Below are 25,876 nucleotides of genomic sequence, written 5' to 3'. Positions count from 1 at the left end.
CTTACATCCTGAACACGCCGAAACGTGTCTCCTCTATCGGGGCGTTCAGTGCGGCGCTCAGAGACAAGGCGAGCACATCGCGACTTTTGCGCGGGTCGATGATGCCGTCATCCCACAGACGGGCCGAGGCATAAAGCGGGTGCGATTGCTCTTCGAACATCTCCAACGTCGGACGTTTGAACTCGGCCTCTTCCTCGGCCGACCAGGTGCCGCCCTGTCGTTCGATCCCATCGCGCCTGACGGTGGCCAGAACACCAGCTGCCTGCTCGCCCCCCATCACCGAAATCCGCGAATTCGGCCATGTCCACAGGAACCGCGGCTGATAGGCGCGTCCAGCCATGCCATAGTTCCCGGCCCCGAACGAGCCACCCACCAGCATCGTGATCTTGGGAACGCTCGTCGTTGCAACTGCCGTCACCATCTTGGCGCCGTGGCGGGCGATCCCCTCGTTCTCGTATTTTCGGCCGACCATGAAGCCGGTGATGTTCTGCAGGAAGACCAGAGGCGTCTTGCGCTGCGAACACAGTTCAACGAAATGCGCGCCCTTTTGCGCAGCCTCCGAGAACAGAACGCCATTGTTGGCAATGATCCCGACGGGACACCCTTTGACATGGGCAAAGCCGGTGACCAGTGTCTCGCCAAACCGGGGTTTGAACTCATCAAACCGTGACCCATCGACAAGCCGCGCAATCACTTCACGGATGTCATAGGGCGTGCGCAGGTCGGCGGGAACGACTCCCAGAATTTCCTCCGGATCATAAGCAGGCTCCTCGGGTGCGTCGAACCGTAGGCCGGGCTTCAGCCCGGCACCCCCCAATGATCCGACCGCGCGCCGCGCCAATGCCAGCGCATGTGCATCATCTTCGGCCAGATAGTCTGCCACCCCCGACAGGCGCGTGTGCACATCGCCGCCACCCAGATCTTCGGCGCTGACAACCTCACCCGTTGCAGCCTTGACCAGCGGCGGCCCGGCCAGAAAGATCGTGCCCTGTTCCTTCACGATGATCGTCACATCGGACATTGCAGGAACATAAGCCCCACCCGCCGTGCATGATCCCATGACAACGGCGATCTGTGGGATACCCTTCGCGCTCATCCGCGCCTGATTGTAGAAGATACGCCCAAAGTGGTCGCGGTCTGGGAACACCTCATCCTGATTGGGCAGGTTCGCGCCGCCACTGTCGACTAGATAGATGCAGGGCAGATGGTTTTCCTCGGCAATCTCCTGCGCGCGCAGGTGCTTCTTGACGGTCATCGGATAATAGGTGCCGCCCTTCACGGTGGCATCATTGCACACCACCATAACCTCGCGCCCCTGCACCCGGCCAATGCCCGCGATGACCCCGGCACAAGGTGCTGCATCGCCATACATCCCATGCGCCGCCGTCGCCCCGATTTCCAGAAACGGAGACCCCGGGTCCAGCAGGTTCGCCACCCGTCGTCGGGGGAGCATCTTTCCTCGGGATTCATGCCGCGCGCGGGATTTCTCACCGCCCCCCATACGGGCTGCTTCGGCAGCAGTAGAGATTTGCGCCAGCGCATCGAGATGAGCGGCGCGGTTTGTCTTGAAGCCCTCGGAGGCGGGCATGGATTTGGATGTGAGTTTCATTGATCGGCTACCCCGCGTGCTTCGCAAATTTCGCTTATTATTTCGCCTTGTTGCCAACTACAGATGCCAACAATCTTTCGATCCATTTCCAGGGCCTGCTCAGCGGTTCTGCGCAACCAGCATGCGCCCCTTGTCGGTCCGGCGGCCGTCCCTCCCCAGTAGACACTTGCTTTAAAGTGGCAGACAGCTTTTGAGTACTCTGTCCATTCGTTCTTCATGTTTTTCAAGGTCTCAGGCGCTGTCCATTTGAACGCATGATCATTGGGCGAAACGTGACCATGCAGTTTCGCAGCCCATTGAGCCAAAACAGAATAATTTTGGTCCAACATTCTACCCCAAAAAAGGGTCTCTGCGTCCAAACACATGATCATTCCATAGGTCGAATAGTTAGTCCGATCCATACAATCCTCGGCGGCGATACCAATGCACTCGTAAATTGAATCTGTGATTGCTCGGTTGGGCTTTTTCTTTTCGAGCTTCGCCCTAGCCGCAAGCAAGCATTTCTCAGTGATTTCAGTTTTTATCCAGTAGTTATCGTTTTGTTCTGAGGCAATCTCATACGCATGGGAGGTTTGAGCCAGAACGCTTACTCCGAACACCAACATGAGAAGATGACATATCAGTCTTGAAGACTTTCTCGGTGTCATTTCCTTACTCCCCCGCCGCCCGCGCTTTCAATTCCTTCCGGATTACCTTCCCGGTCACCGTCATCGGCAACTCGTCCAGAAACGCCACCTCGCGCGGATACGAATAATGCGCCAGACGTTCTTTGACCCAGTCCTGCAACTCCTGTTCCGCCGCCTCGGCCCCCGTCTTCAACACCACATAAGCCTTCACGATCTCGGTCCGCAGCGGGTCGGGTTTGCCGACCACGCCAACCGTCGCCACTGCCGGGTGGGTCAGCAGGCAATCCTCGATCTCAGCTGGGCCAATGCGATACCCGGCGGAGGTAATCACGTCATCATCCCGACCGACAAAGCACAGATAGTCGCCCTCCCACACGCCGCGGTCGCCGGTGATCAGCCAGTCATTCCGGAACTTCTCAGTCGTCGCCTCAGGACGGTTCCAGTATTCCAGCAGCATCGAGGCCGAGCCGCGCCGGATGGCGACGTCGCCCTCGTCCCCGGTCGGGTTTCCGTCCTCATCAATCACCGCAACCTGATGCCCCGGCACCGGTTGGCCGATACAGCCGGGGCGCACAGGGAAATCTTCGGCGCAGGAGGATACGACCATGTTGCACTCGGTCTGGCCGTAAAACTCGTTGATCGTCAGACCAAAGGCCTTCTGTCCCCATGCCAGCATTTCGGCACCCAGCGGTTCACCCCCGGACGCGACCGAGCGCAGACCGGGGATCACCTGATCTGCTGCCTTGAGCATTCGCAGCGCCGTTGGTGGGAAAAAGACGTTCCGCACCCCGCCACGCGCGATGATGTCAGCGCAGGCCTCGGGGGTGAATTTCTCAAGCCGTGCCGCGACAACAGGAATGCCCAGCGCAAGACCCGGCATCAGCACGTCGAACAACCCGCCGATCCACGCCCAATCCGCCGGGGTCCAAAGACAGTCGCCTTCGCGCAAGTGATTATGGCTGATCGAAACTCCCGGCAGATGCCCGGTCAGGACCCGGTGCCCGTGCAGCGCGCCCTTCGGGCTGCCGGTTGTACCAGAGGTGTAGATCAATACGGCAGGATCGTCAGGGCCGGTCGTGGCGAATGTGACAGCGGGGCCACCTTCGCCAATCTCCGATGCAATCAAGGGCGTGGCCAGATCACCCAACAGATCAGCCCCTTCGGCGTCGGTCAGTACAATCCGGGCACCAGCGTCACTGACCCGCGACCGCAGCGCGTCCTGCTTGAACAGTTTGAACAAAGGGACCGACACAGCCCCGATCTTCCAGATCGCCAGATGAGCCGCCGCACACCATGGCGACTGGCTCAGCAACACTCCGACGCGATCACCGGGTTGCACATGGCGCAATAATGCGCGGGCTATTCCGTCTGTCATTTGCGACAGCTGCGCAAAGCTGATGTGCTGCGGGTCAGGTCCGGTCAAATCGATCAGCGCGACCCGGTCCCCCGCATGCCGCAGGCACTGCTGCGCCATGTTCAGCCTGTCCGGCAGATCCCAGCCTCCATCCGGGCGCAAACCCGGTATGCGCTCAGCGGTTAGCACGGCGAATTTTCCCTATATTTCCTGCACTTCGAGGTTCAACTGCACCCAACTCCTTCACATAAACTTGATGCAGATCAGAGTGGGCAGTTCCAATCGCTGCAACACCAAGGTCATCAACAGAACCAAAGGCAAGACAATGACCAAGAAACTCGCCGCATTGACCCTTTCCACCGCGTTGGTGGCTCTGGCTGCTCCTGCGTTTGCCCAATCTCAGGGGGATTGGACGCTCGGCATCGGTGTGGGGTACCTGGACCCGAAATCCAACAACGGAACACTGGCCGGCCTGAGCGCCGATATCGACTCGGATACGCGCCCGATCTTCACCGCCGAGTATTTCATCCAGGACAATCTGGGGATCGAGCTGCTGGCCGCGACCCCGTTCAAACATAACGTCACCTTGGGCGGAAGCGTGGACGCTGGCAGCGTCAAGCATCTGCCGCCCACCTTGTCGCTGAACTATCACTTCCCGACCAATAGCGCCTGGAAGCCTTATGTCGGCGCCGGTCTGAACTATACCATCTTCTTTGACGAGCAATCTGCCCTTGGCAACCTCAAGGTCGATGATTCCTTCGGCGTTTCGCTGCAAGCCGGTCTCGACTACATGATCACCGACAAAGGTGCGGTCCGTCTGAATGTGCGCTGGTTCGACATCGACTCGGACGTCACGCTGAACGGAGCCGATATTGGCACTGCGAACATCGACCCCTGGCTGGTCGGTATTTCCTACGTTCATCGCTTCTGATCCTTTGATCGAAACGCCCCGCTGTAACCTCGTCTGCGGGGCGTCTTCATTCAGCGCATTTCGTTCATCATTTCCCGACCGATCAGCATCCGGCGAATCTCGCTGGTACCTGCGCCGATCTCCATCAGCTTGGCATCCCGGAAGATCCGGCTAACCGGTGCGTCAGACAGGAAGCCCGCCCCGCCCAGCGCCTGAACCGCCTGATGGGCCTGAACCATCGCCTGTTCGGATGCATAAAGACAGCACGCCGCCGCATCCTGCCGGGTTACGTCTCCACGATCGCAAGCCTTGGCCACCTCGTAGACATAGGCCCGCGCCGAGTTCATCGCAGTATACATGTCGGCAATCTTGCCCTGCATCAACTGGAAGCTGCCAATCGGTTTGCCGAACTGCTTGCGTTCAGCCAGATAAGGCATCACTTCGTCCAAACAGGCGGCCATGATGCCGGTCCCGATGCCTGCCAGCACAACCCGCTCATAATCCAGACCTGACATGAGCACGGCGACACCCTTGCCCTCTTCTCCCAACACGTTCTCGAACGGCACTTCGACATCTTCAAAGATCAGTTCGGCTGTGTTCGACCCGCGCATCCCCAACTTGTCGAAATGGGGCGAGGTCGAAAAACCCTTCATCTCTTTTTCAATCAGAAATGCGGTAATGCCTTTTGATCCGGCATCGGGGTCCGTCTTGGCATAAACCACCAGTGTATCCGCGTCCGGCCCGTTTGTGATCCAGTACTTGTTGCCGTTCAGGCGGTAATGGTCGTTGCGTTTTTCCGCCCGCAGCTTCATCGACACCACGTCCGAACCTGCGGAAGGTTCCGACATTGCCAGCGCGCCTACGTGTTCGCCCGAGACCAGGCGCGGCAGGTATTTCTGTTTCTGCTCTTCCGTACCGTTCAGCTTGATCTGGTTCACACACAGGTTGGAATGCGCCCCATAAGACAACGAAACCGAGGCCGAGGCGCGCGCGACCTCTTCGACAGCAATTGTATGCGCCAAATAGGACATGCCCGCACCGCCGTATTCTTCTGGCACGGTGACACCCAAAAGACCAAGCTCTCCCATTTCTTTCCACAGTTCATTCGGAAAGCTGTTCTTGGCATCAATCTCAGCCGCCATCGGCTTGACGCGCTCCTGCGCCCACCGATGTACCATTTCGCGCAGGGCGTTCACATCCTCACCCAGATCAAACTTCATCGTGGCCATGAACATCTGTGTCCTCCCTCCGCATTAATGAACAAGTGTTCAATAAATCTCTAACAGCGAATCTGTCTCCGGTCAATCTTTGTGAAAGCCTGGACCAAAACACAAAACGCCACCCGGACCGGGCGGCGCTCTCAAGGGTCGAGCGTGCGCTGAAAGCGCACTCTGTTCGGCTAGGATTGATAAACTGCGCCCACTTCGGCTCGGATGATGCGCGCGATAACCCGGCAATCCTCCAGCGAAAAGGTCAGCGGCACACGCATATCCATGATGCCTGCCAGAACACGGTCACTTTCCGGCATCCGTTCGCTTTCGAAATATCTCCAGCTGTCATAGCGCGACGTGAACCCTGTTGGCTCAGCCCCGCCAAACCATTTGATCTCGACCCCACGCGCGGCGCAGCGGCTGATAACGTCAGCAATCTGCTCAGGCGACCAATCCAACAGCAGAAACTGGATCGAAGACCCGACATAGGTTTCCTCTTCGGGTCGCTCGACAATCGTCAGGCCCGGAGTGCCACGCAGCCCGGTTTCGATCTCGCTATAGCGCTCGTTCCACCGTTTCACCTGCCGGTCCAGATCCCGCAACTGAGGGCGCAGGATGGCGGCACGCAAATTGTCCATGCGACCGGACACGTTGGGTGTGGTGTACTTTATCCGCTCGAACACTTCAGGTCCCGGCGCTGCCAGATGGCGTTCATACAGCATGTATGACCCCGACAGCATTGTAGCCTTGGCCGCCAGTTCCGCGTCATCTGTAACCAGCAAACCACCCTCGCCCGAGTTTACGTGCTTATAGGTCTGGCAGGAATAACACCCGATTGCCCCCTGCCGTCCCGATAACTGACCGCGCCAAGCCGCGCCCATCGTGTGTGCGCAATCCTCGATCACGATAACGCCCGCCGCGTCACACATCTGCATCAGACGATCCATATCACACAGATGCCCGCGCATATGGCTAAGCATCAGGACACGGGCCTGATCCAGTTTACCCTCAAGATCCTCCAGATCGATGGTCAGGTTTTCGGTGACGCCGACAAAGATCGCCCGCGCCCCGACCGAGGCAATTGATCCCGGCACCGGGGCCAGAGTGAACGCGTTGGTCAGAACCGGGTCGCCCGGCTGCACACCGACGGCCCGCAACGCGGTGGCAAGCGCATAACCGCCAGAGGAAACCGCCAAGCAATACTTGGCCCCCATCTGTGCCGCAAACTCCTGCTCCAACAGGGCCGTTTCCCCCAACTCACCGGGGACCACGTTATAACGATGCAGCCGCCCGTGACGCAGAACAGCCAGTGCTGCCTCAATTGCGTCGTCTGGAAGGGGTTCCTGCTGCGTGAAATTACCAGTGAATGTTTCCGTCATGGTCTTTTTCTGGCTCTCCGACAGGGTCCGGTCAAGGTTTCAGGCTGCCGCACCAATCAGATCAGGCACAAGATCGGGCAAGTCATCAAAATGATGCAGCAGCGCTTCGGGCTCCAGCGCTGCCATGTCCTCCCCTGACGGTCCGAAAGTCACCAAAACCGATGGGACCCCTGCCGCCCGGGCGGTATTGCGGTCAGTATCCGAGTCGCCGATCAGCACGCAACAGGCCGGGTCGCCACCGGCACGGCGCGCAGCCTCGCGCAGAGGGGCCGGGTCCGGTTTGCGCACCGGCAGCGTATCCGCACCGACCAACGAGGCAAAACGATCCCGCACTCCCATGCGCGTTAGTAACAATTCGGCCAGATGTTCCGGCTTGTTGGTGCAAATGCCGACACCGTAGCCCGCGTTACTCAGCATCTCGACGGCTTGTAACGCTCCCGGATAGAAGCTTGTGTGGGTGTCGATATCCTGCGCGTAAGCCTCAAGCAGAACAGGATAATAGGTCTGAACGGTGTCCTCGTCGTAAGCTCCAACGCGTTTCAGCCCTTGGGTTAACATCATGCGCCCGCCGCGCAACGCAATGCCTGCATCCTGCCCATGGACCAGCACATCACCATGCCCCATTTCGCGAAAACAATGGTTCGCCGCAGCCAGCAAATCGCCCGATGTATCCGCCAATGTGCCGTCCAGATCGAAGATGACGGTCCGCATGTAGCCTCCTGTTTCGGCAGGTTTTCGCCGTGCCCTGTTTCAATCGGCAATCTTGTTTGATGGCCGAACAGCTTGCGCCTTTGCCCTCAGCGGATAAAACGGTCGGCAACAAAACACAAAGAGAAAACGATTTCATGACCATTGCCCTTGTCATCCTTGCCGCCGGAAAAGGCACCAGGATGAATTCGGATCTTCCCAAAGTCCTGCATCCCATCGCTCAGGCTCCGATGCTTGTTCACGCGATGCGCGCCGGGTCTGTCCTGTCGCCCGAACGTACGGTGATCGTTACCGGCCACGGGTCCGAGGCTGTAGCAAAGGTTGCTCAGGACGAAGACGAAGATGCCCGGATAACCGTTCAGGAAGAACAGTTGGGTACGGCCCACGCGGTCGGTCAGGCCAGGACGGCACTGGACGGGTTCGACGGTGATATCGTGGTTCTTTACGGCGACACCCCGTTTTTACAACACGACACGCTGGAACGGATGGTCGAGGCTCGATCTGGGAACGACCTGGTCATCCTTGGGTTCGAAGCGGCTGATCCGGCCCGCTATGGCCGGTTGGTCATGAATGGCGACACGTTGGAACGCATTGTCGAATTCAAAGACGCATCAGATGAAGAGCGCACCATAACATTTTGCAACTCGGGCCTTTTAGCTTGTAATGCCCAGTTGCTTTTTTCGCTGATTGACTCCGTTGAAAACAACAATGCCTCAGGCGAATACTACCTGACAGACGTAGTTGAGATCGCCCGCAAACGCGGTCTGAACGTAACCGCCGTCGCCTGTGACGAGGCCCAGACGCTGGGCGTGAACTCACGCGCTGATCTGGCCGCCGCCGACGCCGTATTTCAGGCGCGCGCGCGGGCAGAACTGCTGGATATGGGTGTCACATTGATGGCACCGGATACGGTATACCTGTCCGCAGACACTGTGATTGGGCGTGACACAGTAATCGAACCCAACGTGGTCTTCGGCCCCGGAGTGACCGTCGAAAGCGGTGCGACCATCCGGGCCTTTTCCCATCTGGAAGGGTGCCATGTCAGTCGCGGTGCCATCGTCGGCCCCTACGCGCGGCTGCGTCCGGGCGCAGAATTGGCCGAAAACACGCGGGTTGGCAATTTCGTCGAAATCAAGAATGCAGAAATCGCCGAAGGCGCGAAGGTCAACCACCTCAGCTACATCGGGGACGCATCGGTGGGTGCTGCGACGAATATCGGCGCGGGAACAATCACCTGCAACTATGATGGTGTGATGAAGCACAAGACCAAAATAGGTGCGAATGTCTTTATCGGCTCCAACACCATGCTCGTGGCCCCGGTCACGGTGGGCGATGGCGCAATGACAGCGACAGGCACCGTGGTGACCAAAGACGTAGCGCCCGAGGCGTTGGCCGTGGCGCGCGCCAAGCAGGAAAACAAACCCGGCTACGCGCGAAAACTGTTTGATATGTTGAAGGCGAAGAAGGCTCGCCGCGATAACGAGGCCTGAGATATGTGTGGAATTGTAGGTGTCTTGGGCCAGCATGAAGCGGCCCCTATTCTGGTAGAAGCCCTGAAACGGCTGGAATATCGCGGCTATGACAGTGCCGGGATTGCAACCGTTAATGACGGTGTCCTGGGTCGTCGGCGTGCGGTCGGCAAACTGGTCAACCTCAGCGATCTGTTGGTGCATGATCCGCTGCCCGGTAAATCCGGCATTGGTCACACCCGATGGGCCACACATGGTGCGCCTTCCGTCAACAACGCGCATCCCCACAAGGCGGGCCCGGTGGCCGTGGTTCACAACGGAATTGTCGAAAACTACCGCGACCTGAGGGCGGAACTGGCCAAACACGGTGTCGCCTTCAAGACCGAAACCGACACTGAAACCGTCGCGCTGATGACGGAACATCATCTCAACACAGGCATGTCCCCTGTCGAGGCCGCTTTCAAGACCATCGACGAGTTGGAAGGTGCCTTCGCCCTTGCATTCCTTTTCGATGGTGAGGATGACCTGATTGTAGCGGCCCGCAAAGGATCACCCCTGGCCATCGGCCACGGCGATGGTGAAATGTATGTGGGCTCGGACGCCATTGCCCTTGCGCCACTAACCAACCAGATCACTTATCTTGAGGAAGGCGACCGCGCAGTTCTGACCCGAACATCGCTGGAAATCCGCAACGAAGCCGGTGAACTGGCCAACCGGGAAAAGCGCAAGATCAAGCTGGATCATGCGCGCGCCGACAAGGGCGAGCACAAGCATTTCATGGCCAAGGAAATCGCTGAGCAGCCTATCGTCGTGGCCGAGGCCATCCGATCCTACCTGCCCACGGGCGGTGATCGAGTGGTGTTCCCCGACGCCGAGCTGGATTTCAGCAAACTGGACCGTCTGACCATGGTCGCCTGCGGCACCGCGTTTTACGCCTGCCTGACCGCGAAATACTGGTTCGAACAACTGGCCAAGATGCCGGTTGAGGTCGATATCGCCAGCGAGTTTCGCTATCGCGAACCTCCGATCACGGGTCGCACACTGGCGCTGTTTGTCAGCCAGTCAGGAGAAACCGCCGACACCCTGGCCGCGCTGCGCTATTGCGAGGGCAAGGCGGACAAGATCGTTTCTGTCGTCAATGTCCCTGAAAGTTCGATTGCTCGGGAAAGCGATATCGCCCTGCCGATCCATGCTGGCGTTGAAATCGGTGTGGCTTCGACCAAAGCCTTCACCTGTCAACTAAGCGTTTTGCTGATGCTCGCGCTCAAGGCGGCGACAGATCGCGGCACCCTGACGGATGAGGAAATCGCCGATCATGCCGCTGCGCTGCGCGGATTGCCGACCGTGCTGAACACGGCACTGGATCAGAACCGGGCGATCCGCAAAGCAGCCCAACGCCTGTCCGAGGCGCGCGACGTTCTGTTCCTGGGCCGTGGCCTGATGTATCCGCTGGCAATGGAAGGGGCGCTGAAGCTCAAGGAAATCAGCTACATCCACGCCGAAGGTTATGCGTCAGGAGAGTTGAAACATGGCCCCATCGCCCTGATCGACAAACATATGCCCGTGGTTGTCATGGCGCCCCGAGACACGGTGTTCGACAAGACCGTGTCAAACATGCAGGAAGTGATGGCGCGCAAGGGCAAAGTGATCCTTGTGTCTGATGATGATGGAATTGACGAGGCCGGAGACGGAGTCTGGAGCACGATCCGGATGCCGCATGTTCACACCAGTCTTGCGCCGATCCTTTATTCGGTTCCCGCACAGTTGCTGGCCTATCACACAGCTGTAGCCAAAGGGACGGATGTAGACCAGCCGCGCAATCTGGCAAAATCAGTGACGGTAGAGTGACCCATGTCCAAACAGTTTCCCCGGCTTGATGACGCGCATCAAAAGTTCATCGAAGATCAGCATATGTTCTTCGTCGGCACCGCCGGGACCGAGGGAAAGGTCAATATCTCGCTCAAAGGTATGGACTCGCTGCGGGTGCTGGGGCCAAACCGCATCGTCTGGATGAACCTGACTGGCAGCGGCAACGAGACGGCGGGGCATCTGATGCAGGTCAACAGGATGACACTGATGTGGTGCTCCTTCACCACGCGCCCACTGATCCTGCGCACATATGGAACGGCCCGCACTCTGCACGCCGGAGATGACGGCTGGGATGAACTGGCCAATCTCTTCCCCAACCACCGCAGCGCCCGGCAGATCTATGACCAGACGATTGAAATGGTTCAGACCTCTTGCGGGTATGCAGTGCCGTTCATGGAATTCCAGTCCGACCGCGACACGATGCAGAAGTGGGTCGATGGCAAGACGGACGGCGACATCCGGTCTTATTGGGCCGAAAAGAACAGCCAGACGATAGACGGCGAACCAACAGGTGTTCGGGTCTGACCCCGATGCTGACCTCTTTTCTTGATCAGATCAAAGCCCATGCCGACCCCGAACGTGCGGGTCAGATGGCCAGTTATCACAAGGCGGATCGCGTCTATCTGGGCGTCGCCAACCCGGTTCTCAACGATCTGACCAAAGCATGGCGGCAAGAGCTGGATGTGAATAAACGCGTCGCGCTGGCCAAGGCGCTGTGGCAAACCGATATCCACGAAGCGCGCCTTGCCGCGGCCAAGCTTCTGACCCAGGCCCGCATCCGGCCCGACGATCAGGTTTGGGACCTGCTTCAAAGCTGGCTACCGGATTTTGACGCCTGGGCCGTCGCCGATCACGCCTGCATGGCGATGCAAAAACGACTGATGGCCAACCCCGAGAGGCTGAATGCCATCGAACAGTGGACACAGTCCGATCACGTGTGGACCCGGCGCGCGGCACTTGTCGCAACCCTGCCCTGGACCAAACAGAACCACCCCAAGCCCGAAGACCTGCAACGCCGCGACCGTATCCTCGGCTGGGCCGCCGGATATGTCCCTGACCGCAACTGGTTCATTCAGAAATCAATTGCCTGGTGGCTGCGGGAACTGTCCAAACACGACTCCGAACGCGTAATCGCGTTTCTGGACAAACACGGTGATGACATGAAACCGTTTGCCCGCCGCGAAGCGGCCAAATACCTGAAAAGTCAGTCAGCATAAACCGCGACTTCGACCAGTTCGTCTAATGGCACCAATAGGGCCCGCATGGCATCCAGCGACAAGCGGCTGCCGCTACTTTCCGGGCCTGCGGCAGGAACCAGGGTGATATAGGCCTGCGCGCCGGTTCTGGGCACAACAACCCGCGCCGTTACCTCGCTTTCGACCAGCGGCGTCTGCATCCAGCGTCCTGGCGTGGTCGGATCACCAAGCCCGGCAATGGTTGTTTTGGCCCCGACCCAACTGGGGCGTGCCGCAACAGGCTCGGGCTGTAGAACTTCCTCAGCGACAACTGGCGCAGTTTCGACATCTGGTACGGCCACAGCCGCCTCGTCCCCCGACCCGAACACACGTTCCGTCGTTGCCCGGACAGTGTCGCACCCGGTCAAAACAACGCATAGAAAAACAAATGCCTTTTTCATGCCCGGAAACTACAACCCCATGCGGGTGTGATCCAGTGCAAAGCGCAGTTCGCACTTGTCGCAGGCAGGTTACAGCTTTACCTATGTCGCATGTCTGCTCCGCTCATCGACCCGTTTGCCCGCGCCATCACATATCTCCGCGTCTCCGTTACGGACCGCTGTGATTTTCGTTGCGTCTACTGCATGTCCGAAAACATGACCTTTCTGCCCAAGAAAGACCTTCTTACGCTGGAAGAGCTGGATCGCATGTGCTCGACCTTTGTAAGAATGGGCGTTGAGAAACTGCGCATTACCGGCGGTGAGCCATTGGTTCGTCGCAATATCATGACTTTCTTCAACGCCATGACTCGCCACTTGGACAGCGGTGCGTTGAAAGAGCTGACGCTGACGACAAACGGTTCGCAATTGCATCGCTTTTCCGAAGATCTTTATGCCGCCGGTGTGCGCCGTGTGAATGTATCCCTGGATACTCTCGATGACGACAAATTTGCCAAGGTCACACGCTGGGGCCGCCTCAAACAGGTACTGAACGGCATCGACGCGGCGCAAAAGGCAGGGCTGCGGATCAAGATCAACGCTGTTGCGCTCAAGGGGTTCAACGAACCCGAATTGCCCAAGATCACTGAATGGTGCGCCGAGCGCGACATGGACCTGACCTGGATCGAGGTAATGCCGATGGGCGATATCGGCAACGAGGATCGCCTGGACCAGTACTGGTCGCTCAAGGATGTGCGCAAAGAGTACGAAAACCATTACACAATCACGGATCTGGCCGAACGCACTGGCGGACCGGCCCGCTATATCAGGCTGGAAGAAACCGGTCAGAAGATCGGCTTCATCACGCCCCTGTCCCACAATTTCTGCGAAAGCTGCAACCGCGTGCGCCTGACCTGTACTGGCGAGCTTTATATGTGTCTTGGGCAGGAGGACATGGCTGATCTGCGCGGCGCATTGCGGAATCACCCCGATACAGAACAGCCGCTTGAAGATGCCATCCGCGCGGCGATCAACCTGAAACCAAAAGGTCACGACTTCGACTATTCCCGCCAGTCCGTCGATGGCCGGATGAGCCGCCATATGAGCCATACAGGCGGCTGATACATGCCGGATCACCAAGACCGACCCACAGCGCTGTACTACCTGTACTGCGCCCTGATCTCTCTGGCCGCACCTCTGGTCTGGAGAACCGTCCAAAAGAAACTTGAGGCTGCGGGCGTAGCAGCCAACCGCCAGCACGAGCGTCTTGGCCGTGCCAGTCAGCCCCGCCCCGCAGGGCAGTTGATTTGGTTCCACGCCGCCAGCGTCGGCGAAAGCCTGTCCGTCCTCACCCTGATCAATCGGCTGGGCACCTGCCTTCCCAAATCCGAGTTTCTGATCACCTCAGGCACGCCAACCTCAGCGGCCCTGATCGAAAAGCGCTTGCCGCCCCGCACCCGGCACCAGTACCCGCCGCTTGACACAGCCAACTCGGTCCAACGCTTTCTGGACCATTGGCAACCCGATGCCGGGATCTTCGTCGAAAGCGAGATCTGGCCGCGGCTGATTGTCGAAAGCGCAGGGCGCGACATTCCACTGGCTCTGCTGAATGCTCGATTGTCGGACAAATCTGTCGCCGGATGGAAGAAGCGCCCTAAAACAGCAAGGTTTATCCTGAATAAATTTCGCCTGTTCCTGACGCAGAACGACAAAACAGCTTCCAACCTGATTGCCATGGGCGCCCCTGCCCAACGCGTGCAGCCGGGTACCAACCTCAAGGCCATGTCCGACCCTTTGCCTGTGGACCAGAATACGCTGGACGACATTCGCACGCAAATAGCCGCCAGACCGGTCTGGATCGCCAGTTCCACCCATGCCGGAGAAGAAGACAGCGTTCTGACAGCCCACAAGGCATTATTGCAGCATTGGCCCGACCTTCTGCTGCTCCTGATCCCGCGCCACCCCGAACGGCGCGGCGAGGTCGCGGGCCTTCTGAACAACGCCGGGCTCAACGCGTCCTTCCGGTCAAGAAATGAACCCATCACAAATACGACGCGCGTGTATGTTGCCGACACATTGGGCGAAACCGGAACCTGGTACGCGCTTTGCCCGATCGTTTTCCTTGGGGGATCACTGAAAGAGATTGGCGGACACAACCCATTTGAACCGGCTCAGGCCGGGGCCGCAGTGATCACCGGCCCGGGGTATTTCAACTTTGCAGAAACCTTTGCCCCGCTGATCGACGCCAAGGGCGCTGTCGAGGTCCAGACATCCACTGACCTCTCTGAGGCCGTTTCACATTGGCTGTCAGATCAGAATGCCCTTCAAGCCGCCAGAACGGCTGCACAATCCTGCGTCAATACACAGTCGACCGCCTTGGATACCGTCGTCGAAACCCTCTGTACGGTGCTTGATCTGCACGCAAAGGATCCCGCTTCATCTGGCTAGAAATATCCCGGGGGCGTGGGGGCAGCGCCCCCACCCTCTCCATCAGGCGGCTGGCATCCGCTGTTCGACAATCTCCGCCCACCAGCTGCATCCGGCCGGAATGGCTTCGTCGTTGAAATTGTATTCCGGGTGATGAACCATTGCGGTGTCACCGTTGCCCACAAGAATGTAGGCGCCTGGACGTTCCTCCAGCATGAAGGCAAAATCTTCGCCCCCCATGACCAAAGGTGCCTCGTCGCAATCACCGGACACCGACCGGGCCACATCCGCCGCAAACTCTGTTTGCTCGTCGCTGTTCACCATCACCGGATATCCACGAATATAGGTCACGTCAGCGGTACCGCCAAACGTGCCCGCAACACCGTTGCAAATCTCGTTGATCCGCTTTTCAGCCAGATCCCGCATGCCCTTGCTCATGGTGCGCACCGTGCCTTTGATCTGCACGGTCTGAGGGATCACATTGAACGCCTTGGATGACGTCTCGAACGATGTCACTGACACCACAACCTGATCAATCGGGTCGGCATTGCGCGAAGAAATCGTTTGCAGCGTTAGGACAGCCTGCGCTGCCAGAACTGTGGTATCCACGGTCTCATGCGGTTTGGCCGCATGTCCGCCGCGACCCTCAAAGGTGATGTCGAACTGATCGGTCGCCGCAAAGAACGACCCCGGTCGGATTGCGAACTTGCCGACAGGCTGTCCCGGCCAGTTATGCATTCCGTAAACTTCCTGAATGTTCCAGCGGTCCATCATGCCGTCTTCGCACATTTCGCGCCCCCCGCCGCCCCCTTCTTCAGCAGGTTGGAAGATCACGACAACGGTGCCGTCAAAGTTGCGGGTTTCCGACAGGTACTTTGCCGCCCCCAGCAGCATCGCGGTGTGCCCGTCATGCCCACAGGCATGCATCGCACCCGGCGTTTTCGAGGCATAGTCCAACCCCGTTGCCTCATGTATCGGCAAAGCATCCATATCTGCGCGCAGGCCGATCACCTTTCCTTTGCTGTCCGACTTGCCTTTGATCACCCCCACAACGCCGGTACGTCCGATACCGGTTACAACCTCATCGCATCCGAACTCCTTCAGCTTCTCGGCCACCTTCGCGCTGGTGCGGTGGGTCTCAAACAGGATCTCTGGATTTTCGTGAAGATCCCTTCGCCATTCCGTGATTTCATTCTGCAATTCGGCAAAGCGGTTCTTGACTGGCATGTCTTTTCTCTCTCCTGATTCAGGTCACGCCGCCGGCATCCGGCGCTCGACCATTTCCGCAAACCACGAGCACCCAATGGGGATGATCTCGTCATTGAAATTGTATTCGGGGTGGTGCAGCCCAGCACTGTCACCGTTGCCCAAAACGATGAATGCCCCGGGCCTCTCTTCCAGCATGAACGAGAAATCCTCGCCCCCCATCACCATCGGCGCTTCAATGCAACTGCCCCCAACCGACACCGCGGCCTCTGCTGCATATCCCGTCTGAGCTTCGGCATTGATCGTCACCGGAACACCGCGTTTATAGGTGACGTTCACAGACCCGCCAAATGTTGCAGAGATCCCTTCCGAGACTTCCTTCAGCCGTTGTTCGATCAGGTCGCGCAACTCGTTGGAATGGGTCCGAACGGTGCCGCGTATCCGCGCTGATTGCGGGATCACGTTGAACGCTTTCGAGGACGTCTCGACCGAGGTCACAGACAGCACGGCCTGCAAAATCGGGTCCGCGTTGCGCGACACAATCGTCTGCAACGCCACGATCAGTTGCGACAGCATAACCGTTGTATCAATCGTCTGATGAGGTTTTGCCGCGTGGCCGCCGCGCCCTTCAAGATGGATGTCAAACTCGTCCGCCGCTGCCAGCAACGGGCCCGAACGAATGGCAAACTGCCCGGTAGGAACACCCGGCACATTGTGCATCGCATAGACTTCCTGAATGCCGAACCGATCCATCAGACCGTCCTTGCACATGGCCTCGGCACCATTTCCACCCTCTTCGGCAGGCTGAAAGATCACGATTGCCGTGCCATCAAAGTTGCGGGTTTCCGCCAGATACTTGGCGGCCCCCAAAACCATCGCCGTATGGCCGTCATGACCGCAGGCATGCATCGCATTCGGTATTTCCGAGGCATAGTCCAACCCGGTCTGTTCCTGCATCGGCAGGGCATCCATATCGGCCCGCAAGCCAATCACGCGGCCCCGCGTGTCGCTTTTGCCGCGAATGACGCCGACGACTCCGGTACGACCGATGCCGGTCACGACCTCGTCGCAACCAAACTCGTTCAGCTTTTCCGCAACCAGCGCACTGGTGCGGTGGGTGTCGTACAGAATTTCCGGGTGTTGGTGAATGTCACGCCGCCAACCGGTGATCTCATCATGCATCTCTGCGAGACGGTTCTTGATCGGCATGTCATTCTCCCTGTTTCATGCGACAGGCAATCGTCGTTCCACAAGCTCGGCAAACCAGCTGCAACCGGCGGGGATCGCGTCGTCGTCAAAGTTGTATTGCGGGTGGTGGCACATGGCCGTATCCCCGTTCCCGATAAAGATGTACGCACCGGGGCGTTCTTCAAGCATATAGGCAAAATCTTCGGACGGCATGATCGGGTCCGTGCTGTCGTTGACCTTGCCCGCAACCGCAGCTGCCGCCTCGGCCGCATAGCCCGTTTCGGCCTCGGAATTCACTGTCACCGGGTATCCGGGTGTCCAGGTAACCTCCGCCTTCGCGCCAAAAGCTGAGGCCGTATCCTCGGCGATCCGGCGCACGCGTTCTTCGGCGATTGAACGATACTCGGGGTCAAGTGTCCGCACGGTTCCCTGCAAACGAACCGTATGAGCGATCACGTTCGACGCAACACTGTCAGTCACAAACGTACCAACGGTGAGGACAACTCGCTTGATCGGGTCAACGGTCCGGGACACCACCGATTGCAAGGCAACAACGATATGCGAAGCCACCAGCGTTGTATCCACCGCCTCGTGCGGTGCAGCGGCGTGTCCGCCCTTGCCAGTGACGGTGATTTCAAACTCATCGGACGAGGCCAGCAACGCGCCGGGGCGAATTGCGAATTCGCCCACCGGAAGACCGGGCATGTTGTGCATGCCATAGACCTCGTGAATGCCCCAGCGGTCCATCAACCCGTCCTGACACATGGCCAGACCACCGGCCCCGCCTTCCTCGGCGGGCTGGAAGATCAGAACCACGGTGCCATCGAAATTGCGCGTTTCGGAAAGGTACTGCGCGGCCCCAAGCAGCATCGAAGTATGCCCGTCATGTCCGCAGGCGTGCATCTTGCCCGACACGGTCGAGGCATAGTCCAGCCCCGTCGCCTCTTCAATCGGAAGCGCGTCCATGTCTGCACGCAGGCCGATGACGCGCCCCTGCGTATCCGTGCGCCCTTTGATCACCCCGACAACGCCCGTTTTGCCAACGCCCGGAGTGATCTCGTCCACTCCGAACTCTTTCAGACGGGCGGCAACAAAGGCCGCAGTTTCATGGACGTCATACATCAGCTCCGGATGGGCGTGCAGGTGGCGGCGCCATTCGGTGATCTCGCCATGCATTTCCGCAAGTCTGTTTTTTACGGGCATCTCAAGACCTTTCTCTCAACCGCTGGCACCGTATTACACCGGGCTAGGCGCATAGTTTTTCAACCAATCGCTGCATGAATTTATGACCGGCTTCGAATTGTTCAATCGTAATGAACTCATTTGGCTGATGGGCCTGCGCTATGTCTCCGGGTCCGCATATCACGGCAGAATACCCGGCCTCCTGAAATTGGCCTGCCTCGGTCCCATAACTGACCACATGGCTTGCGTTGTCTCCGGTCAGGGCGCGTACCAGAGCTTCGGCTTCACCATCCTCTTCCGGGATCAACCCCGGAATCGCGAAGTTTTCAGTCAGTTCGATGCGGGTATCCGGGTGAACGGCCTGCATCTGAGCCTCAACTTGCCGAACCTGTTCGAAATAGGCATCGCGCCATTGGGCCTGCGTTTCATCGGGCACAGTCCGGAAATCCATCATGAACCGGCAGTCTTTGGCGGTAATGTTATGGGCTGTTCCGCCTTCAATCATACCGACGTGGCAGGTTGTCCAGGGTGGATCGAACACGGCAGCAACGGTACTGGGTTGCGCCGCCATGTTTCGCGCGTTCTGTTGGTTGGCCCAGTCGATCAACGGGGCCGCCGCCATGATGGCGTTGACGCCTGTGTGCATGATCGAGCTGTGAACTTCGAACCCGACCATATGGGTGTCAAAGCCGAACCCACCCTTGTGACCCGTCACCGCCTGCATCATCGATGGTTCGCCCACAACCACCGCCGAGCCTTTGGGAAGAACGCCCTGCATCGCCTCGATCATCGGCGGCGCCCCGGTACACCCGACTTCCTCATCAAAACTCAGCGCAAGTTGGAGCGGTCGTTTCACACGTGCGTAATGCGCCTCGACCAGCGCCCAGATGGCAAGCGCATCAAATCCCTTCATGTCACAGGTGCCGCGCCCGAAATATTTGCCGTCCTCCTCGGTCACGGTGAAGGGGTCGGTGTCCCAGGGTTGCCCGTCAACCGGTACGACATCCGTGTGCCCGGACAGCACAACTGCGCCTTCTTCCAAAGGGCCAACATGCGCAAAGATCGCCGCCTTATGCGGCTGATCCGGATCAGGCCAGCGGTGCGACGTGATCCCATGGCTTTGCAGGTATTCTTCCACCCAGTCGACCAACGGCAGGTTGGTGTCACGACTCACGGTTGGGAATGAGATCAGCTTGGTCATGATCTCAAGCGGCGTCAGGCGCTTGGCCATCGTGTCAGTACCCACTGTCTGTGGTCAGGATAAAGTGACCCGGTTCAACCTCTTGATATTGCGAGGGTTCCGGTTTGTAGTCGACAGGGTGGATCGGTGACGGGATCGGTTTGAAGTTCAGGTCTTTTTCAGTCTTTCGCTTGTTCGGATCAGCAATTGGAACCGCCTTCATCAATGCCTGCGTATAGGGGTGTTGCGGGTTTTCAAACACACGCGCACGCGGGCCCAGTTCCACAATGCGGCCCAGATACATAACACCGACATAGTGGCTGACACGTTCAACCACGGCCATGTCATGACTGATGAACAGATAGGACAGCCCCAGATCGGACTGCAGCTCCATCATCAGGTTCAGAACCTGCGCCTGAACCGACACGTCGAGGGCCGAGACCGCCTCATCCGCGATGATCAGCTTGGGGTTCAGGGCCAGTGCGCGGGCAATCGCGATCCGCTGACGCTGTCCCCCGGACATTTCATGCGGGAAACGACGCATGAAGCTGCGCGGCAGCTGCACCTTGTCGAACAATTGCGCGACGCGGTCCTGCAATTCGGATCCCGACGCCACGCCATAGTTGCGCATCGGCTCGGCAACCTGATCGACCAGCTGCATCTGTGGGTTCAGCGAGGCGAACGGGTCCTGAAAGATCATCTGCATGTCCAGCCGCGCCTTGCGCAGGCCGAACGGGTCCAGCTTCATGATATCGACACCGTCCAGATTGACCTCGCCCGCCATCGGCTCGACCAGCCGCAGGATCGAACGCCCCGCCGAGGACTTTCCGCACCCGGATTCGCCCACAAGGCTGAGTGTCTGACCTTTGTTCAGTGTGAATGACACATCCTCAACCGCATGAACGTTCGAGATCGTGCGCCGCAGAAGGCCACCTTTGACCGGAAACCGCGTGGTCAGGTTCTTTACGGTCAACAAAACTTCTTCGGTTCCGGGGATGGGCGCAATTTTCTGCCCCTCGACACCCAGCAACTTCATCGGTTCAGGTGCCGACTTGCCCTGCATTTCACCCAGCTTCGGTACTGCGGCCAAAAGGGCCTTGGTGTAATCATGCTGCGGGTTTTCAAAGATTTCCTTGACGGTCCCCTCTTCGACCTTGTTGCCGCGATACATAACGACAACACGGTCAGCCATCTGGGCAACCACAGCCATGTCGTGGGTGATGAACATCACCGCAGTTCCGGTTTCGCGCTTGAGGCGATCCATCAGGGCCAGGATCTCGGCCTGAATGGTCACGTCCAACGCCGTGGTGGGTTCATCGGCGATCAGCAGTCGGGGTTCGCAGGCCATGGCCATCGCGATGACGACACGCTGGCGCATCCCGCCCGACAGCTCGTGCGGGTACTGCTTCAGACGACGCTCGGGCTCGGGGATGCGAACCTGGCGCAGCAACTCAAGCGCCCGGTCCTCGGCCTGTGCCTTTGACATCTGCTTGTGGATGCGCAGACCTTCGGTCAACTGGCGACCAACGGTAAAAACCGGATTAAGCGCCGTCATCGGCTCCTGAAAAATCATCCCGATCTCGTTGCCGCGAATCTGTTTCATCAGATCCGGATCGGCTTTGGACAGGTCCATCTCGCCCCCATCGCGGCGATCAAACAGAAGTTCACCACCCGCGATTTCGCCCCCACCGAACTCGACCAGCCGCATCAGCGACAGCGACGAAACCGATTTTCCAGACCCCGATTCGCCAACGATACAAAGGGTTTCACCCGGTTTGACCTCGAACGAGACATCCTCAACACCGACAACGGGGCCATCCTTCGTCTGAAACTCCACCCGCAGTTTTTTAATCTGTGCAATAGGCTGATCCAGCACGCGCGCGCTCCCTTGACGACGGTATTCTTTTTCTGAATTCCGAACGCTAAGGCGGGCCGCCGGGAAAAGTCAAACCCATTACACATTTTCGCGACGGCACTACTTGCATTTTTCTCAGGTTCTGTTTCGATACGCCATGTAACCGACCTGGGGAGGCGGCGCAGACCGAAATCGTTAGCGCTATTATCTTTGTTGATCAGAACCTTACCTTGGGGCGGCAACGCCAAACCCGCAGGCCTTGCGGAGATAATCGAGACACGAACGTGTCCAACTTGGGAGTAACTTATGAAAATCAAAACCCTTTTGCTTGGTGCGATTGCAAGCACGGCGATGGCCCCTGTGGCTATGGCCGAGCGTGGATCGGACGGCAATGTCAGCATCATTTACTGGCAGGCTCCGTCGATCCTGAACCCGTACCTGTCCTCGGGCACCAAAGATATCGAATCGGCTTCGTTGGTGATTGAGCCGCTCGGTCGCTATGACCAAGACGGGAACCTTGTAGCCTATCTCGCCGAGGATATCCCGACCGTGGAAAACGGTGGTGTTTCGTCGGATCTGAAATCGATCACGTGGAAACTGAAATCCGGTTTGGTCTGGTCCGATGGATCGCCCGTGACGTCGGCCGACGTGAAATTCACCGCCGACTATTGCATGCATCCGGAAGGTGGTTGCGCCCAGCTTGCCAAGTTTGAAGGCGTCGAAAGCGTCGAGGCAATCGACGATTTGACCATCAAGGTCAACTTTGCCGAACCAAAGCCGAACCCCTATGGCCCATTCATGGGTGGCCAGTCGCCAATTATCCAGATGGCCCAGTTTCAGAACTGCATGGGCTCCAAGGCGCCCGAATGTACAGATCAGAACTTTGGCCCGATCGGAACCGGCCCGTTTGTTGTGGACGAATTCAAGCCAAACGACGTGATCACCATGTCGGCCAACCAGAACTATCGTGACCCGAACAAGCCCGCTTTTGCCACGCTGACCTTCAAAGGTGGCGGCGATGCGACAGCGGCTGGCCGTGCTGTGATGGAAACCGGCGAATTCGACTATGCGTGGAACCTGCAACTGGCGCCCGAAGTCATCGAGCAGATGAAAGAAGGCGGCAAGGGTACTCCGATCGCGGCGTTCGGGACCTTGGTTGAACGGATCGAAATGAACATGACGGATCCGTCCCCCAGCCTGCCTGAAGGTGAACGTTCAACCGCAAAACATCCGCACCCGGCCTTGTCGGAACTGGCTGTTCGCAAGGCACTGTCGATGGCAATCGACCGTGATCTGCTGGTTGAGATTGGCTACGGCCAAGCCGGTCGCCCGACCTGCAACCTGGTACCGGCCCCGGCATTGTACGCAAGCGACAACACCGAATGTCTGACACAGGACATCGACGGCGCGAACCAGATGCTGGAAGAAGCCGGTTGGGTGAAAGGTGCTGACGGTGTCCGCGCCAAGGATGGTGTAAGACTGGCGCTGGTCTATCAAACCTCGACCAACGCTGTTCGTCAGGACTTCCAGGCGCTGATCAAGGAATGGTGGAGCCAGATCGGTGTTGAAACCGAGCTGCGCAACATCAACGCGTCGGTCTTCTTTGGTGGTGACCCGGGCAGCCCGGACACGTTCCAGCGTTTCTATGCAGACGTTGAAATGTACGCCAACAACTTCGATGGCACCGATCCGGAAAGCTATCTTGCGCAGCACACCTGTGACAAGGCACCGAAACCGGAAAGCCAGTGGCAGGGCGAGAACATCAACCGCTATTGTGATGCCGAGTACGACAAGCTGGTGGCCGAACTGGGCCGCACCGGCGAGCTTGAAAAACGTGGCGAAATTGCCCGTAAACTCAACGATATGCTGACCAAGGACAGCTATGTCGTGGTTCCGCTGGTTGATCGTGGACGGGTCTCTGCACATTCCAACACATTGGGTGGCGTGATCCTGAACACTTGGGACAGCGAGCTTTGGAACGTTGCGGACTGGTACCGCAAGACCGGCTCCTAAGCGTTAAACCTGCCAAGCCGCGCCCCGATCTTCGGGGCGCAGTCATTTGCAGGCCGCTCCAACAAGAAGACGCATCAACAAAGGCGCCTTTGAATGCTCAACTTTACAATCAGACGACTGGTGTTGGCGGTGCCCACACTGCTGTTCATCAGCCTCGTCATCTTCCTGCTGCTCGAGCTTGCCCCTGGCGACCCGATGGCACAGGTTCCACTCACCGTTCCCCCGGAAGTCAAAGAGAAGATGCGCGAGGCGCTTGGCCTCGGCCAGCCGATGCATATCCGGTTCTGGAAATGGATCGTGCAGTTCTTCTGGATTGAACCGCAGGTATTGGTCGATTCTGTATTTGGTACAACCTTCTCCGAAGGCGACCTGCGCGTGATTTCCTGGCAGACCCGTTCGCCGGTAATGGACATCGTCGTTCAGCGTATCCCGCAGACCCTGTGGGTTGTCGGCACCGCCTATGTGGTTGCCATCCTGATCGCGCTGCCCATCGGCATCTATTCGGCCTACCGTCAGTATTCCTGGTTCGACCAGATGGGTACTTTCGTGTCGATGGTCGGCTTTTCCGTTCCACCCTTCTTTTCGGGCGTGCTGGTAATCGTGATCTTTTCAGTCCAGCTGGGCTGGTTCCCGTCGATCTATGACACCACGCTGGTGGTCAACAGCTGGGACAGCTTTGTTGTGCAGCTCAAACAGATGATCATGCCGGTCATGGTTCTGGCCTTGCAGATCACCGCACAACTCAGCCGGTTCATGCGCGCGTCCATGCTGGATAACCTCAATCAGGATTACGTTCGCACCGCCCGCGCCAAGGGTCTCAGCGAATATACCGTGGTCATGGTTCACGTCCTGCGAAACTCGATGATCCCGGTGGTCACCGTGATCGCGCTGGGTATTCCGTCCATCTTTGGTGGCGCCATCATCACCGAGCAGGTGTTCAAGGTGAACGGAATCGGGCAGTTGCTGATCGGCGCGATTCAGGCCAATGATCTGCCGATGGTGCAAACCCTGACCTTTATTTTCGCCGTACTGATCGTGCTGTTCAACCTGATCGCTGACGTACTTTATGGCATTCTGGACCCGAGGATTCGATATGACTGATCATGATCGTACCGATACGCTGGTCCCGGACGAAGGACTTGCACCAGCTTCAACCGCCTTGCCGACAGCCGACGTGATGGAAGAACTGGCCACCCCTCCCCGCAGCCAATGGCGCGATGTTTGGGATCAGTTCAAGACCCACAAAGGCGCAATGGTCGGGGCGATCCTGTTTATCATCATCGTTGCCGGTGTCTATCTGGGCCCGTATCTGTGGAGCATTGATCCAACCCAGATCGATATCCGGTCGCGCAATCAGGGGCCCAGTTGGGCACATCCCTTTGGCACCGACCAATTGGGTCGCGACATTCTTGCGCGCATGATGTCGGGTGGTCAAACCTCAGTCTCGGTTGGCATAACCGCGATGTTGCTGGCGCTGTTCCTGGGTTCGTTCATCGGCGTTCTGGCGGGATTCTTCAGGCGGCTCGATGGGCCGCTGATGCGCCTGACCGATCTGTTTCTTGCCCTGCCCTTGCTGCCGTTGTTGCTGGTTATGATGCTTCTGTTCCGCGAGCCTCTGTCAGCCGCATTCGGACTGGAGCGCGGGATCTTCATTCTGATCGTCAGTGCCATCGGCATCACCTCGTGGATGCCTACGGCGCGGATCGTGCGCGGCGACGTGCTGGCCATCAAAGAGCGCGAATTCGTGCTTGCCGCCCGCTCGATTGGCACCAGCAATTCGCAGATAATAATGCGCCACATCCTACCCAACGTGCTGTCGCCCATCATGGTGTCGGCAACGCTGGGTATTGCCACAGCGATCATCACAGAAAGCGCGCTGTCTTTTCTTGGACTCGGCTTTCCTCCAGATTTTCCGACCTGGGGGAGGTTATTACAAGATGGCGTGGACTACCTGCAGCAATATCCAGAACGTGTGATTTGGCCCGGCCTTGCGATCTCGCTGACGGTGCTGAGCGTCAACTATCTGGGTGACGGGCTGCGCGACGCACTGGATCCCCGCATTCGCGGACGCTGAAACA

The 25,876-nt window shown here is 58.3% G+C and carries 22 protein-coding genes; 10 read left to right on the top strand and 12 right to left on the bottom strand.

The features are described 5' to 3' along the window. Nucleotide 1: 1 nt before the first annotated feature. Genes ACR0BZ_RS02190 through ACR0BZ_RS02180 form a run of 3 tightly spaced genes read right to left on the bottom strand, consistent with a single transcriptional unit; the run spans nucleotide 2 to nucleotide 3,778 of the window. Nucleotides 2-1,609 (bottom strand): carboxyl transferase domain-containing protein, encoded by a 1,608-nt coding sequence (locus ACR0BZ_RS02190; RefSeq protein ID WP_480919337.1) that lies wholly within the window; start codon nucleotides 1,607-1,609, stop codon nucleotides 2-4. Beyond that, complete coding sequence (locus ACR0BZ_RS02185) at nucleotides 1,606-2,256, bottom strand: lysozyme inhibitor LprI family protein (RefSeq protein ID WP_480919336.1); 651 nt, start codon at nucleotides 2,254-2,256, stop codon at nucleotides 1,606-1,608. The genes ACR0BZ_RS02190 and ACR0BZ_RS02185 overlap by 4 nt, the downstream gene beginning before the upstream one ends. A 4-nt stretch (nucleotides 2,257-2,260) precedes the next feature. Continuing rightward, nucleotides 2,261-3,778, bottom strand: coding sequence for an AMP-binding protein (locus ACR0BZ_RS02180; RefSeq protein ID WP_480919335.1), 1,518 nt, complete (start codon nucleotides 3,776-3,778; stop codon nucleotides 2,261-2,263). 136 nt (nucleotides 3,779-3,914) lie between these two features. Here ACR0BZ_RS02180 and ACR0BZ_RS02175 point away from each other — a divergent pair, with 136 nt between their 5' ends. Further along, nucleotides 3,915-4,520 carry an OmpW/AlkL family protein gene (locus tag ACR0BZ_RS02175; protein ID WP_209504463.1) on the top strand — a complete coding sequence of 202 codons (606 nt, stop codon included), beginning with the start codon at nucleotides 3,915-3,917 and terminating at the stop codon, nucleotides 4,518-4,520. A gap of 50 nt (nucleotides 4,521-4,570) precedes the next feature. On the opposite strand, the gene ACR0BZ_RS02170 is transcribed toward ACR0BZ_RS02175, so the two are convergent. The 3 genes from ACR0BZ_RS02170 to ACR0BZ_RS02160 all read right to left on the bottom strand — a co-directional run bounded on the left by ACR0BZ_RS02170 (nucleotide 4,571) and on the right by ACR0BZ_RS02160 (nucleotide 7,800). Then, nucleotides 4,571-5,734 (bottom strand): isovaleryl-CoA dehydrogenase, encoded by a 1,164-nt coding sequence (locus ACR0BZ_RS02170; RefSeq protein WP_267362877.1) that lies wholly within the window; start codon nucleotides 5,732-5,734, stop codon nucleotides 4,571-4,573. 164 nt (nucleotides 5,735-5,898) lie between these two features. After that, nucleotides 5,899-7,089, bottom strand: a complete 1,191-nt coding sequence (locus ACR0BZ_RS02165) for a DegT/DnrJ/EryC1/StrS family aminotransferase (RefSeq protein ID WP_480919334.1) — start codon at nucleotides 7,087-7,089, stop codon at nucleotides 5,899-5,901. A 39-nt stretch (nucleotides 7,090-7,128) separates the two neighbouring features. Further along, a complete protein-coding gene (locus ACR0BZ_RS02160) occupies nucleotides 7,129-7,800 on the bottom strand; it encodes an HAD-IA family hydrolase (RefSeq protein ID WP_480506297.1) in 672 nt (223 codons plus the stop codon). Nucleotides 7,801-7,934: 134 nt separating this feature from the next. Here ACR0BZ_RS02160 and glmU point away from each other — a divergent pair, with 134 nt between their 5' ends. The 4 genes from glmU to ACR0BZ_RS02140 are packed head-to-tail and all read left to right on the top strand — an operon-like array spanning nucleotide 7,935 to nucleotide 12,352. Then, the gene (gene glmU / locus ACR0BZ_RS02155; RefSeq protein ID WP_480919333.1) at nucleotides 7,935-9,287 is read left to right on the top strand and encodes a bifunctional UDP-N-acetylglucosamine diphosphorylase/glucosamine-1-phosphate N-acetyltransferase GlmU; all 1,353 of its coding nucleotides are present in this window, start codon (nucleotides 7,935-7,937) and stop codon (nucleotides 9,285-9,287) included. A gap of 3 nt (nucleotides 9,288-9,290) precedes the next feature. Next, entirely contained in the window at nucleotides 9,291-11,114 is a 1,824-nt protein-coding gene (gene glmS / locus ACR0BZ_RS02150; protein WP_480919332.1) for a glutamine--fructose-6-phosphate transaminase (isomerizing), read from the top strand. A gap of 3 nt (nucleotides 11,115-11,117) precedes the next feature. Further along, a complete protein-coding gene (locus ACR0BZ_RS02145) occupies nucleotides 11,118-11,660 on the top strand; it encodes a pyridoxamine 5'-phosphate oxidase family protein (protein WP_480919331.1) in 543 nt (180 codons plus the stop codon). A 5-nt stretch (nucleotides 11,661-11,665) separates the two neighbouring features. Further along, nucleotides 11,666-12,352, top strand: coding sequence for a DNA alkylation repair protein (locus tag ACR0BZ_RS02140; RefSeq protein WP_480919330.1), 687 nt, complete (start codon nucleotides 11,666-11,668; stop codon nucleotides 12,350-12,352). Here ACR0BZ_RS02140 and ACR0BZ_RS02135 read toward each other — a convergent pair. Then, complete coding sequence (locus ACR0BZ_RS02135) at nucleotides 12,340-12,771, bottom strand: hypothetical protein (protein ID WP_480919329.1); 432 nt, start codon at nucleotides 12,769-12,771, stop codon at nucleotides 12,340-12,342. The genes ACR0BZ_RS02140 and ACR0BZ_RS02135 overlap by 13 nt on opposite strands. Nucleotides 12,772-12,861: 90 nt before the next feature. Between ACR0BZ_RS02135 and moaA the strand changes: the two genes are divergently transcribed. After that, nucleotides 12,862-13,869 (top strand): GTP 3',8-cyclase MoaA, encoded by a 1,008-nt coding sequence (moaA, locus tag ACR0BZ_RS02130; protein ID WP_480919328.1) that lies wholly within the window; start codon nucleotides 12,862-12,864, stop codon nucleotides 13,867-13,869. A 3-nt stretch (nucleotides 13,870-13,872) separates the two neighbouring features. After that, nucleotides 13,873-15,195, top strand: coding sequence for a 3-deoxy-D-manno-octulosonic acid transferase (locus tag ACR0BZ_RS02125; RefSeq protein WP_480919327.1), 1,323 nt, complete (start codon nucleotides 13,873-13,875; stop codon nucleotides 15,193-15,195). Nucleotides 15,196-15,237: 42 nt separating this feature from the next. Here ACR0BZ_RS02125 and ACR0BZ_RS02120 read toward each other — a convergent pair whose 3' ends face one another. The 5 genes from ACR0BZ_RS02120 to ACR0BZ_RS02100 are packed head-to-tail and all read right to left on the bottom strand — an operon-like array spanning nucleotide 15,238 to nucleotide 21,806. Continuing rightward, complete coding sequence (locus ACR0BZ_RS02120) at nucleotides 15,238-16,401, bottom strand: M20 aminoacylase family protein (RefSeq protein WP_480910060.1); 1,164 nt, start codon at nucleotides 16,399-16,401, stop codon at nucleotides 15,238-15,240. A 24-nt stretch (nucleotides 16,402-16,425) separates the two neighbouring features. After that, entirely contained in the window at nucleotides 16,426-17,589 is a 1,164-nt protein-coding gene (locus ACR0BZ_RS02115) for a M20 aminoacylase family protein (protein ID WP_480919326.1), read from the bottom strand. Nucleotides 17,590-17,604: 15 nt separating this feature from the next. Beyond that, complete coding sequence (locus tag ACR0BZ_RS02110) at nucleotides 17,605-18,771, bottom strand: M20 aminoacylase family protein (RefSeq protein ID WP_480919325.1); 1,167 nt, start codon at nucleotides 18,769-18,771, stop codon at nucleotides 17,605-17,607. 43 nt (nucleotides 18,772-18,814) lie between these two features. Further along, nucleotides 18,815-19,981 (bottom strand): acetylornithine deacetylase, encoded by a 1,167-nt coding sequence (argE, locus tag ACR0BZ_RS02105; RefSeq protein ID WP_480831594.1) that lies wholly within the window; start codon nucleotides 19,979-19,981, stop codon nucleotides 18,815-18,817. A gap of 4 nt (nucleotides 19,982-19,985) precedes the next feature. Next, on the bottom strand, nucleotides 19,986-21,806 hold the full coding sequence (locus tag ACR0BZ_RS02100) for an ABC transporter ATP-binding protein (RefSeq protein ID WP_480919324.1): 1,821 nt from the start codon (nucleotides 21,804-21,806) through the stop codon (nucleotides 19,986-19,988). A 285-nt stretch (nucleotides 21,807-22,091) separates the two neighbouring features. Between ACR0BZ_RS02100 and ACR0BZ_RS02095 the strand changes: the two genes are divergently transcribed. From ACR0BZ_RS02095 to ACR0BZ_RS02085, 3 genes are all read left to right on the top strand, one after another. Beyond that, nucleotides 22,092-23,798, top strand: a complete 1,707-nt coding sequence (locus tag ACR0BZ_RS02095; RefSeq protein ID WP_480919323.1) for a peptide ABC transporter substrate-binding protein — start codon at nucleotides 22,092-22,094, stop codon at nucleotides 23,796-23,798. A 93-nt stretch (nucleotides 23,799-23,891) separates the two neighbouring features. After that, nucleotides 23,892-24,899: an ABC transporter permease gene (locus ACR0BZ_RS02090; RefSeq protein ID WP_209504480.1), complete on the top strand. Its 1,008-nt coding sequence runs from the start codon at nucleotides 23,892-23,894 to the stop codon at nucleotides 24,897-24,899. Continuing rightward, entirely contained in the window at nucleotides 24,892-25,872 is a 981-nt protein-coding gene (locus tag ACR0BZ_RS02085; RefSeq protein WP_480919322.1) for an ABC transporter permease, read from the top strand. Before ACR0BZ_RS02090 ends, ACR0BZ_RS02085 begins: the two co-directional genes overlap by 8 nt. The last annotated feature ends 4 nt before the right edge of the window (nucleotides 25,873-25,876 follow it).

It is taken from the genome of Ruegeria sp. P8, from assembly GCF_056534665.1.
Note: the sequence above shows the minus strand (reverse complement) of the source record. Positions and strands in the feature narration are given on the sequence as shown.

Bases quoted from the DNA above. Each gene is read 5' to 3' on its own strand.
- ACR0BZ_RS02190 (WP_480919337.1), bottom strand. From the start codon at position 1,609: ATGAAACTCACATCCAAATCCATGCCCGCCTCCGAGGGCTTCAAGACA.
- ACR0BZ_RS02185 (WP_480919336.1), bottom strand. From the start codon at position 2,256: ATGACACCGAGAAAGTCTTCAAGACTGATATGTCATCTTCTCATGTTG.
- ACR0BZ_RS02175 (WP_209504463.1), top strand. From the start codon at position 3,915: ATGACCAAGAAACTCGCCGCATTGACCCTTTCCACCGCGTTGGTGGCT.
- ACR0BZ_RS02170 (WP_267362877.1), bottom strand. From the start codon at position 5,734: ATGTTCATGGCCACGATGAAGTTTGATCTGGGTGAGGATGTGAACGCC.
- ACR0BZ_RS02165 (WP_480919334.1), bottom strand. From the start codon at position 7,089: ATGACGGAAACATTCACTGGTAATTTCACGCAGCAGGAACCCCTTCCA.
- ACR0BZ_RS02160 (WP_480506297.1), bottom strand. From the start codon at position 7,800: ATGCGGACCGTCATCTTCGATCTGGACGGCACATTGGCGGATACATCG.
- glmU (WP_480919333.1), top strand. From the start codon at position 7,935: ATGACCATTGCCCTTGTCATCCTTGCCGCCGGAAAAGGCACCAGGATG.
- glmS (WP_480919332.1), top strand. From the start codon at position 9,291: ATGTGTGGAATTGTAGGTGTCTTGGGCCAGCATGAAGCGGCCCCTATT.
- ACR0BZ_RS02145 (WP_480919331.1), top strand. From the start codon at position 11,118: ATGTCCAAACAGTTTCCCCGGCTTGATGACGCGCATCAAAAGTTCATC.
- ACR0BZ_RS02140 (WP_480919330.1), top strand. From the start codon at position 11,666: ATGCTGACCTCTTTTCTTGATCAGATCAAAGCCCATGCCGACCCCGAA.
- ACR0BZ_RS02135 (WP_480919329.1), bottom strand. From the start codon at position 12,771: ATGAAAAAGGCATTTGTTTTTCTATGCGTTGTTTTGACCGGGTGCGAC.
- moaA (WP_480919328.1), top strand. From the start codon at position 12,862: ATGTCTGCTCCGCTCATCGACCCGTTTGCCCGCGCCATCACATATCTC.
- ACR0BZ_RS02125 (WP_480919327.1), top strand. From the start codon at position 13,873: ATGCCGGATCACCAAGACCGACCCACAGCGCTGTACTACCTGTACTGC.
- ACR0BZ_RS02120 (WP_480910060.1), bottom strand. From the start codon at position 16,401: ATGCCAGTCAAGAACCGCTTTGCCGAATTGCAGAATGAAATCACGGAA.
- ACR0BZ_RS02115 (WP_480919326.1), bottom strand. From the start codon at position 17,589: ATGCCGATCAAGAACCGTCTCGCAGAGATGCATGATGAGATCACCGGT.
- ACR0BZ_RS02110 (WP_480919325.1), bottom strand. From the start codon at position 18,771: ATGCCCGTAAAAAACAGACTTGCGGAAATGCATGGCGAGATCACCGAA.
- argE (WP_480831594.1), bottom strand. From the start codon at position 19,981: ATGGCCAAGCGCCTGACGCCGCTTGAGATCATGACCAAGCTGATCTCA.
- ACR0BZ_RS02095 (WP_480919323.1), top strand. From the start codon at position 22,092: ATGAAAATCAAAACCCTTTTGCTTGGTGCGATTGCAAGCACGGCGATG.
- ACR0BZ_RS02090 (WP_209504480.1), top strand. From the start codon at position 23,892: ATGCTCAACTTTACAATCAGACGACTGGTGTTGGCGGTGCCCACACTG.
- ACR0BZ_RS02085 (WP_480919322.1), top strand. From the start codon at position 24,892: ATGACTGATCATGATCGTACCGATACGCTGGTCCCGGACGAAGGACTT.